General features: G+C 60.3%; 7 protein-coding genes and 1 pseudogene. 4 read left to right on the forward strand and 4 right to left on the reverse strand.

The annotated features are described in order from the left end of the window. The first annotated feature begins 99 nt into the window (after nt 1–99). On the forward strand, nt 100–1,707 hold the full coding sequence (locus EAY64_RS17675; RefSeq protein WP_103526051.1) for a methyl-accepting chemotaxis protein: 1,608 nt from the start codon (nt 100–102) through the stop codon (nt 1,705–1,707). Between the two features lie 83 nt (nt 1,708–1,790). Here EAY64_RS17675 and EAY64_RS17680 read toward each other — a convergent pair whose 3' ends face one another. The 4 genes from EAY64_RS17680 to lptF form a co-directional block, all read right to left on the reverse strand. Further along, entirely contained in the window at nt 1,791–2,240 is a 450-nt protein-coding gene (locus EAY64_RS17680) for a MaoC family dehydratase (RefSeq protein WP_103526052.1), read from the reverse strand. Nucleotides 2,241–2,335: 95 nt separating this feature from the next. Then, entirely contained in the window at nt 2,336–4,906 is a 2,571-nt protein-coding gene (locus tag EAY64_RS17685) for a [protein-PII] uridylyltransferase (protein ID WP_103526053.1), read from the reverse strand. Between the two features lies 1 nt (nt 4,907). Continuing rightward, complete coding sequence (gene lptG, locus EAY64_RS17690; protein ID WP_103526054.1) at nt 4,908–5,984, reverse strand: LPS export ABC transporter permease LptG; 1,077 nt, start codon at nt 5,982–5,984, stop codon at nt 4,908–4,910. A 5-nt stretch (nt 5,985–5,989) separates the two neighbouring features. Continuing rightward, nucleotides 5,990–7,090: an LPS export ABC transporter permease LptF gene (lptF, locus tag EAY64_RS17695; protein WP_103526055.1), complete on the reverse strand. Its 1,101-nt coding sequence runs from the start codon at nt 7,088–7,090 to the stop codon at nt 5,990–5,992. 203 nt (nt 7,091–7,293) lie between these two features. Here lptF and EAY64_RS17700 point away from each other — a divergent pair, with 203 nt between their 5' ends. From EAY64_RS17700 to EAY64_RS17710, 3 genes and pseudogenes are all read left to right on the forward strand, one after another. Further along, nucleotides 7,294–8,859, forward strand: coding sequence for a leucyl aminopeptidase (locus EAY64_RS17700; RefSeq protein WP_103526056.1), 1,566 nt, complete (start codon nt 7,294–7,296; stop codon nt 8,857–8,859). Continuing rightward, on the forward strand, nt 8,846–9,268 hold the full coding sequence (locus EAY64_RS17705; RefSeq protein WP_103526057.1) for a DNA polymerase III subunit chi: 423 nt from the start codon (nt 8,846–8,848) through the stop codon (nt 9,266–9,268). The genes EAY64_RS17700 and EAY64_RS17705 overlap by 14 nt, the downstream gene beginning before the upstream one ends. A 2-nt stretch (nt 9,269–9,270) precedes the next feature. Continuing rightward, a pseudogene (locus tag EAY64_RS17710) lies at nt 9,271–10,376 on the forward strand (hypothetical protein); the annotation flags it as partial.

The following is a 10,376-nucleotide window of genomic DNA, read 5'->3' on the forward strand; positions in this document are numbered from 1 at the left end:
TGGCAGGTTTCATATGCTAAGCCTAGTGCTTGTTGTTAGAATGGTGAGATTAAATCATTTGTTTTAAATAATTAAAATTAACGCAAGAAAACACATCAAATGAAGATCAATCTGCCTGTCACCACCATTGAGCTAAGCGTTGATCCTGTCAATCCCATCGTGACCAAGACCGATGTGAAAGGCAGCATCACTTATGCCAACCGTGCCTTCATTGAAATCAGCGGCTTCAGTGAGGCCGAGTTGCTGGGCAAGAATCACAATATGGTGCGGCATCCGGACATGCCGCCCCAAGCCTTCGCTGATTTGTGGGATACGGTCAAGACAGGCAAACCCTGGCGCGGCATCGTGAAAAACCGCGCCAAGAACGGCGACTTCTATTGGGTGGAAGCCTATGTGACGCCGATTACCGAACATGGCCGCATCGTGGGTTACATGTCGGTGCGCTCGCGACCGTCACGACAGGATGTGGATGCGGCCGCCGCGCTGTACCGGCAGGTCATGGACAAGCAGGCCACCCTGCCTTCCACCTTGCAGCGCTATGCCAGACAGCGCGATGTACTGAAAATCGCGCCCGTGCTGGCCTTGTTCGGCTCGGCAGTCGCCGTGGTTTCCTTTTTCCTGCCCGACTCCATGCAGCTGGTACGTGAAACCGTCGGGGTAGCTGGCAGCCTGCTGGCGCTGGGTAGTGCTGCCTGGGGCTGGTTGCGCATCCGTTCTGCGCTGGCTGTGCTGGATGGCCGTTTCCAGGATTTGCAGGAGGGGCGACTGGACCATGCCATCCAGGCGCATGAAGGCGGCTTGCTGGGCAAGGTGCTGGCTTCGCTCGAAGCATTGCGCATTCATTATCGCGCTACCATCGCCGATGTGATGCGTGCCAGCCATTACACCAAGCAGCAGGCGCATGGACTGCAGGATGACATGCTTGCGCTACAGGTGCGTTCGGTGGAGCAGCGCCAGGGCCTGAACCAGATCAGCCACAATATGGAATCACTCAGCCTGGCGGTGCAGGATGTGGTGCGGCTGGCCGAGCACAATCAGCAGGATTCGCAACATACCCAGCAGGTGGCACGTGAAGGGCGGCAGACCATGGATGCGGCCACCACGGCGGCGCAGCGCGCGGTCAGCGTGGTATCGCAGTCACGTGGTGCCATGGTGGAACTGGATGAAGCCATGATCCGCATCCGCAGCATGACCACCCTGATCCGCGAGATTGCCGATCAGACCAATCTGCTGGCATTGAACGCTGCCATCGAGGCCGCCCGTGCCGGTGAAATGGGTCGCGGCTTTGCCGTGGTGGCGGATGAGGTCAGAAAGCTGGCCGAGCGCACCACCAAGACCACCGACTCCATTGGCGGCATTGTCGAGGAAATCGGCAAGATCACCCATTCGGCGGTCAGCAGCATGGATGCCACGGTGGAGGAGGTGGATGAGGTCAATGGCCAGATCCGTCTGTCATCCGGCAATCTGCAGGGCCTGATCGAAGCGGCGGAACAGTCCAGCCAGCAAGCGCAGCAACTGGCACGGGAGATGAGCAGCAAGTCCGATTCCATCAACGTGATGGCGGCGGCGCTGGAGCAATTGAATGCGCTGTCCGAACAGGATTTGCACACCACGCAGTCGATTGGTGACAGTGCCAGCCATCTGGCCGAGACCTCGGTCGATCTGGCGCAGCTGACCGACACCTTCAGCAAATGGCAGCAGCGCTGAGCGCTGGTTGAAGACGGCTTTGCAGAAAAACCTGCCCATCCTCGCGGACGGCAGGTTTTTTCATGGTGAGTGCCTGGGGTGGCTCAGGCTGCCGGGCGGCAGGCAACCCAGATTGCGGTTTCCAGTTGCATGGCGATTTCGTCGCGCTGGTTGCGGGTGGTCCAGCGCAGTTGCACCACACCAAAACCCGGCTGGCTGCTTGAGCGTTTGCCTGTCAGCACTTCGATTTCCGCACGCAGGGTATCGCCAGGACGGGTGGGTTGCGGCCAGCGCATGTCCTTGATACCCATGCCGATGAGCCCGTTGGCGACTTCTTTCAGCTCGCTGGCGGTAATCAGGCGCATGGTCAGGCTGCTGGTGTGCCAGCCGGATGCGGCCAGCCCATCGAACACGCTGGTCTTGGCAGCTTCCGGGTCGGTATGAAAGGGCTGTGGGTCGAACTGGCGGGCGAACTGGATGATTTCGTCCTGGGTGAGGGTGTGGCTGGCCGTGTGAAAAAGGCGGCCAGGGGTCAGGTCTTCGAAGTAGAGCATGGCATTACGTTTGCGTAAGTTGATGCTGCAGCATACGGTGCCAGCCGCCTGTGGTCAAAGCCTGTGTCAGGCCGCCGCGGGCGGCCTGACATTATTCAGATGCGCAGGGCGCTGATCAGCGCGCTTTCCAGAGCCAATACCGTCTTGTCGTCCTTGAGGCCGGGGCCGCTGATCAGGAAGGAGTCTTCCGCACGGCTGCCCAGAGTCATGATCTTGGCGGACTGTACGCTCAGGCGATAGTCTGCCAGAACCTTGGCAATGCGCGCCAGCAGGCCGGGGCGGTCGCCGGCAACGATGGACAGTACATAGTAATTGTCCTTGTCGTCCGGGCGGATCAGCACTTGCGGCGCAATGGGGAAGTGCTTCAGATGGCGGCTGATACGGCCATTGGCTGGTGCCGGCGGCGGTGTTTCCAGGCGCAGGCATTCGGCCAGTTCGAATTCGATGAAGTTGATCATGTCGCGATAATCCCCGTCGTGGTGCTCGGGAATGAAGACATGAAAGGTATCCAGTGCATAGCCGTGGCGGGTGGTGTAGACCTTGGCATCGGCAATGCTGTAGTTGGTACGGCCGAAAAAGGCGCAGGTACGGGCGAACAGCTCCGGCTTGTCCGGGGTGTAGACCAGTACCTGGATGCCCTCATGGTCGTCCGACAGTCGGGCGCGCACCATGGGGGTATCGATATTGACGAAGCGATTGAGGATGCGCGCATGCCAGGCGATTTCGCGTGCCTCGTGGCGCAGGAAGTACACCATGTCCAGCTGCGACCACAGCTTTTGCTCCACGCCGGCCGGTACGGCATACAGGCGCAGCAGGCTGAGGGCCTGGGTCTTGCGTTCTTCCAGTTCCGAATTCAGGTCCACTTCGCCGCCACGCAGCAGTACGCGCAGGGTGGCGTTGTACAGGTCTTCCAGCAGCTTGGCTTTCCAGGCGTTCCATACCTTGGGGCTGGTGCCGCGGATATCGGCCACCGACAGCAGATACAGTGCCGCCAGCCGGCGCGGAGTCTGGGTCAGTTCGGCAAAGCGCTGGATGATGTCGGGGTCGTAGATGTCCTGCTTCTGCGCGATGCTGGACATGGTCAGGTGCTGCCCTACCAGCCACACCACCAGCTCGGTATCTTCGGCCGACAGTTCGTGCTGTTCGCAAAACTCGCGGGCATCGACCATGCCCAGCGTGGAGTGGTCACCGCCACGACCCTTGGCAATATCGTGGAACAGGCCGGCTACATACAGCACTTCCGGCCGTTCGAAGTCGTTGATCAGGCGTGACAGGAAGGGGTATTCGTGGTTGAAGGCGCTGATGGCGAAGCGGCGCAGATTGCGCACCACCATCAGGATGTGTTCGTCCACGGTATAAACATGGAACAGGTCGTGCTGCATCTGGCCCACAATGCGACCAAAGCCCGGCAGATAACGGCCCAGCACGCCGTACAAATTCATGCGGCGCAGGCAGCGGGTGAGGCCGGGTTCGCGCAGCATCTGCATGAACAGGCGACGGTTTTCCGGGTTCTTGCGGAAACGGTCGTTGATATGGCTACGACCATGCCACAAGGCGCGCAACATGCGCGGCGCAAAACCGGTGAGTTCCGGATTGCGCTGCAGCATGAGGAAGGCTTCCAGAATGGCGGAAGGCTCTTTTTCGAAGACATCGGGGCGGCGGATGCCCAGCATGCCGTTCACCGAATAGAAGCGCTCGTTCAGGTTCTGGGTGATGCGCGGAACTTGCGAATACAGCCGGGCGCGCAGATTGGGCAGCAGGATGCCGTTGAGCTGGCTCACCGTCTTGGCGGCGCGGAAATAAAGCTGCATTACCTGCTCGCTGGCGCGCTTGGCTGGTGTGTCCTGCAAGCCCCAGGCCAGGCCCATGCTTTGCTGCAGGTCGAAGATCAGCCGGTCTTCGCGGCGGCGCGCCAGGATGTGCAAGTCGATGCGCAAGCGTTGCAGCTGGCGGTCGCTGTGGTGAATCAGCCGGGCTTCAGCCTGGGTCAGGATGCCGCGCTGTACCAGATCGCTCCAGTTTTCACCCAGCCCGATGGCCTTGCTGATCCACAAGATGGTGTGCAGATCGCGCAAGCCGCCCGGGCTTTCCTTGATATTCGGTTCCAGATTATTGGTGACACCAAAGTGGCGGTTGTGCCGCTGCTGCTGCTCCAGTGTCTTGCCCTCGAAGAAGGCCAGCGGGTCGCGCTGGCAGTCGAGGCGGGAAATCAGCTGCTGGTAAGGCGCGGCCACGCCAGCGATCAGGCGGTTTTCCAGCAGATTGGTTTCGATGGTGATGTCTGCTGCCGCTTCCTGCAGGCATTCTCCAATGGTGCGTACGCTGTGGCCGACTTCCAGGCCGATATCCCACATGCGGCTGATCAGTGCCGCCACGCGTTCCGGCAGCTCGGCCGGGGTGGGGCTGGGCAGCAAGACCAGCACGTCGATGTCGGAACAGGGAAACAGCTGGCCGCGGCCATAACCGCCGACAGCAATCAGCGAAGCTGCAGCATCCAGCTCGGCCTGCTGCCACAGCTGTTGCAGGACATGGTCCACCGCCAGGCTGTGCTGCGCCAGATAGCGCTGCGGATCGCGTTCGCCCAGATAGTGTTCAACCAGCTGCTGGCGTGTGTTGGCCAGCTGTTTGCGCAGGTCCTGGGTCAGGTCGGTGGTGGATTGTTCCATGTCAGCGTCTTTCCTGTTTCAGGATGAGGGCGATGCCGGCGAACAGAAACAGCAAGGTGGGCACTGTGGCCGAGATCACCGGGTTCCAGTTGTAGAGCAAACCCAGGTGACCGAACAGGCGGTTGATGAAGTGAAAACCCACCCCTAGGCAGATGCCGGCAAACAGCTTGAGGCCAAGCTGGCCGTGGCGGCGTTGCTGCGGCGTGAACGCCAGAGCGACCAAGGCCATGGATACACAGGCCAGCGGGTAGAACAGCTTGCCCCACAGGGCGATGTCGTAGCGCTGGGTTTGCTGCTTGTTGGCGCTCAGGTGTTCGATGTACTTGATCAGGCTCATGGCCGACATCTGTTCCGGCACAACCAGCAGCACATTCAGGATGTCGGGTTCGATGATGGAGGTCCATTGCGCCAGCGGCACCGATTGGCTTTCTACGTGATCGGCATACAGATGGGTTTCCACCACATTGCTCAGCTGCCAGATATGGGTGCCACGCAAGAAGCTGCCGCGCTCGGCATAGCGGGTGGTGACCAGCTGGTAATTGTCATCATAGGTATAGATGCGCACGCCCAGCAGGGTGGTGTCCGGCAGCATCTCGTGCACATTGATGAAATTATTGTTGTCCTTGACCCAGATGCCGGAGCGGAACTCCTGCGCCACCATCGAGCGCATGGCCGACAGTTTCATGCGTTCGGCCTGTTGCAGCGAGTAGGGGCTGATGAATTCGCCCAGTGCCGTGGTCAGGATGGCAAAACCCAGGCCAAACAGCAGCAGGGTGCGGGCAATCTGGCCCAGGGTGATGCCGCAGGTGCGGATGACCGTATATTCACTGGAGCTGGCCAGCTGGGTCATGGCCACCATGCCGCCAATCAACACCGCCAGTGGCATCAGCTCGTAGGCATGGCCGGGAGCCTGCATGGCGATATAGGCCAGCATCTTGCCGATGTGGTAGCTGCCCTGGTTCAGGTCCGGCACTTCATGGATGATGTCGAAGAAGCCATAAAGGCCCAGCAGGGCTGCCAGGGTAAACAGCGTGGACTGGGTCAGCGCGCTGATGATGTAGCGATAAATCAGTTTCATCGGGCTCAGTGCTTGTGCAGGAAGTATTTCAGGGTCTGGCGCACGGTGTTGGCCGGGCGGTCGCGGTATTTCAGCAGTAAAACGGCAATGATCAGCACAATGACATGCACTATCAGAATGCTGGCCATGCCTACCTTGCCCTGGGTAATCCAGTTGCGCACCAGGGTCAGGCTGTTCTGATAGAGGAAGAAGCCGAGCAGGGCGACGACCAGATTGTGGGCATGGCCGCTACGCGGATTGTAGTAGGACAAGGGTATGGCCAGGAAGGCCAGCACCAGGCAGCTCAGCGGCATGGACAGCCGCCATACCAGCTCCGAGCGATAGCCGGGGTCGCTGCTGCCAAGCAGTGTGCCCGTGCTTTGCGCCTGGCGGTTGTTCGGGCGCGAGGCCAGCTTCTGGTTATTGCCCACAACCACGCTATAGCGTTTGAAACTGCCAACTTCGTAGTTGGACTGCCCCGGCTCGCCCACATAGCGCCGGCCATCTTCCAGCACCAGCACCCGTTCGTTGTCGTCATTAACGGTAATGTAACCACGCTTGGCAAAGATGCTGGAAACCTTGCCCTCACTCATGTCCTGCATGAAGATATTGGTGGCAGAGCCATGCTCGCCCCCATAGCTTTCAATGAAATACACCTTGCTGCCCGAGCCGCTTTCCTTGAACACGCCCGGCGCAATGGCACTGATCTCTTCGCGGCGCTTGAGGATTTCGGCATAGACCTGGCTGCGTTCTTCCGCCCAGGGTGCGATATACAGCGATACGATGCCCACCAGCAGGGCCAGCGGAATGGTGAAGCGCATCACCGGCCACACCCAGTCGCGCAGCGACAGGCCGGAGGACAGCCAGACGGCCATTTCGTGGTCGCGCCAGATACGGGTCAGCACCACCAGCACGGTGACGAAAACGGTAAGGATCATCAGCAGCGGAAACAGGCCGAGCGCCCAGAAACCGATCAGGGCAGTCACCGCTTCATTGGCGATTTGCCCTTCGGCGGCGCGGCCCAGCAAATTGATCGCCTGGGTGGAGAGAATGATGGCCAGCAGGACGACAAATACGCCCAGGGCGGTAAAAGTCAATTCTCGGGTCAGGCTTTTACGAAAAACCATTTATCAGTGCCTTTTTGACTTTTTGTGACTAGCGTAGTGATAATTTGATTTGATAACTCTGAAACGCCGTTTTCGGCAAATTTCGGGATGGACGCAGCTTCTGTCTTCGCCTGCTACAGGCAGGGCTTTCCGGCACAAAATCTGGTGCAGACAGCCTGTCAAGAAGTGGAACAACTGACACTCGCATTACACGGGAGTACAAGATGGAATTTAACATAAAAAGCGGCAGCCCGGAAAAACAGCGCGTTGCCTGCGTGATAGTAGGTGTCTATGAATCGCGCAAGCTGACCTTCGCAGCCGATTTGCTGGATCGCATCTCCAATGGCTTCATCAGCGATGTGATCCGCCGTGGCGACATGGAAGGCAAGCTGGGCAGCACATTGCTGCTGCATTCGGTGCCGCATACCCTGTGCGACCGTGTGATGCTGGTGGGTCTGGGCAAGGAGCGCGATTTCCGCGCCAAGGAATACCGCGAAGCGGTACGCAGCTCCATCCGCAGCCTGACCCAGACCTCGGCTACCGAGGCCGTCAGCTATCTGACCGAACTCACCGTCAAGAAACACGATGTCGAGTGGATGATCGAGCAGGCCACCGTGGTCACGCTGGACGTGCTCTACCGGTTTGATCGCTTCAAGAGCAAGCAGGACGAAAGCGTGCGCGAGCCGCGCAAGCTCACCTTGGCCGTGCCGCGTCGCAGTGATCTGGCCGATGGCGAGAAGGGTCTGCAGCGCGGCCTGGCCATTGGCAACGGCATGAAACTGGCCAAGGATCTGGGCAATCTGCCGCCCAATGTCTGCACCCCCACTTATCTGGCGGCCGAAGCTGAACGCATTGCCGCCGACTTTGGCTGCGGCGTGGAAATCTATGGCCAGACACAGCTGGAAGAGCTGGGCCTGGCGTCTTTCCTGTCGGTAGCCCGTGGCAGCGTGCAGGAACCCAAACTGATCGTGCTGCAATACCAGGGTGCCAAGGACAAGAACGACCGTCCGCTGACGCTGGTCGGCAAAGGCATCACCTTTGATTCCGGCGGCATTTCGCTCAAGCCGGGCGAAGGCATGGACGAGATGAAGTACGATATGTGCGGCGCAGCTTCGGTACTGGGCGCTTTCCGCGCAGCAGTGGAAATGAAGCTGCCGATCAATCTGGTGGCCATCGTGCCGGCCTGCGAGAACATGCCGGCCGGTAATGCCGTCAAGCCAGGCGACATCATCACCAGCCTGTCCGGTCAGACCATCGAAGTACTGAATACCGACGCCGAAGGCCGGCTGATCCTGTGCGATGCGCTGACCTTCGCCGAGCGGTTTAATCCGGATACCGTGATCGATGTGGCCACCCTGACCGGTGCCTGCGTCATCGCCCTGGGCCACGTCGCCACCGGCCTCTACAGCAACCAGGACAGCCTGGCGCGTGAACTGCTGGCCGCCGGCGAAGAAGTGGCCGACCGCGCCTGGCACATGCCGCTGTGGGACGAGTATCAGGAATTGCTCAAGAGCCCGTTTGCCGACATGGCCAATATCGGCGGTCGTCCGGGTGGCAGTATTACCGCAGCCTGCTTCCTGTCACGCTTTGCCAAGGCCTACGACTGGGCACATCTGGATATCGCCGGCACTGCCTGGAAGAGTGGCAAGGACAAGGGCGCTACCGGTCGTCCGGTGCCGCTGTTGGTGCAGTTCCTGCAGGATAGAGCCGACATCGCCCTGGGCAATGTAGTGCGCCGAGGCCGCCCGCGCCGTGAATCGCCAGAAATTGTTGAAGATGACGCGGATTGATTTTTATACCAATGTGGCCCAGCCGCAGGAGTTCGCCTGCAAGCTGGCCGCAACGGTATTCCGCAAGCAAGAGCGCCTGCTGGTGTGGCTGGAAGACGAGCGGGCGCTGGACACCTTCAGCAACCGGCTGTGGTGTCTGGGCGATACCGAGTTCATTGCCCATTGCCGGCTGGATGCGGCCGAAGCGGCACAAACGCCAATCTGGCTGACGGCCGAACTGCCGCCTACACTGCAGCATCCGGTACTGCTGAATCTGGGAGCGGAATTACCGTCCGCACCGCAGCATTTTTCCCGTATTCTGGAGATAGTGGGAGGCGATGAGGCTGCACTGGCCACAGCGCGCTACCGCTTCAAGGCCTATCGAACGCTGGGCTATGAAATTCACCATCACGACATGAGCCACAAGTGACCATGAACGAGTCGCCAATGCCTGATCTGCCCTCCTGGGACGAGCTGGACCTGCCGGTACTGGATGAAGTGGTGGACGAGTCCGCCGTGCCGGTGCTGGCCGAGGAAGTGCTGGATGTGCCTGATTTTGATTTTTCCAGCGAACTGGACGTGATGCAGCAAAGTCTGGTGTCGCCAGATCACGGTATGGCGGAGCTGGAAATACCGGAATTGACGCTGGAGGATCTGGATGTTACCAGCCCGGCAGACATGCCGGCCGCCACTGCGCTGGATCTGGCCGCCTTGCCCTCGCTCGATCTGGATGAGCCCTTGGCTGACGAGCTGTCGCTGCAACAGGTCTTGCCAGACGCGCTGCCGCTGGCACAGCCAGCGGCGGTAGCGCCGCCAGTCCTGCAGCCGGAGGCGCCGGTGATGGCGGTGGATGGCTTCGAATTCATGCTGGATGGTCATGCGCCGGCAGAGTCGGTAGCTGACACTCAGCCTGAATCGTCATGGCCCGCCGCAGCGGCCAGCGAGTCGCTGCTGTCAGGTCTGGCTGCTCCGCAGCAACTGGCCGAGCGTCTGGCCGAGGTATGGCAAGCACCGGTCGAACCAGCCGCAGCTGTTGGCAGCGAAATGCCAGCAGGTGTGACCGATGCACCCCCACCGGCCTTGCCGGGTGGTTTGTCCATTTCGCTGGATAGCCTGCCAGATGGCGTGCTGGGCGGTGGCGTGGGCAAGGTGGAGGAGGCCCGCCCCTCTGCCGCCGAGTTGCTGGCGCGCGCACAAGCACTGGTCGCGGCAACACCCAGCTCCCTGGATGATGTATTGCATGCGGCCGAACTGACGCTGGCTCAGGAAGAAAGCCTGCAGCGCTTTCATGCGGCACCGGCGGCAGCCCAGCAAACCTTCGCCTCGCTGGGTGAGGACGAATTGCGAGCCGCGATGGCCAGCCTGCCGGGAGTCGTGGCGGCAGACAGTCAGGAAGAAGACTGGCCAAGCCTGGGCGATGTTGACCGCCTGAACGAAACCGAAGTCGAATTGCCGGAAGAGGCTGCGGTGCAGGCTGCCGCGCCACTGCTGCAAGCCGAGTGGCAGGACGAGCCACCTGAACATGCCGTGTCGGACAG

This window comes from Aquitalea palustris, assembly GCF_003693445.1.
GTDB lineage: Bacteria > Pseudomonadota > Gammaproteobacteria > Burkholderiales > Chromobacteriaceae > Aquitalea > Aquitalea palustris.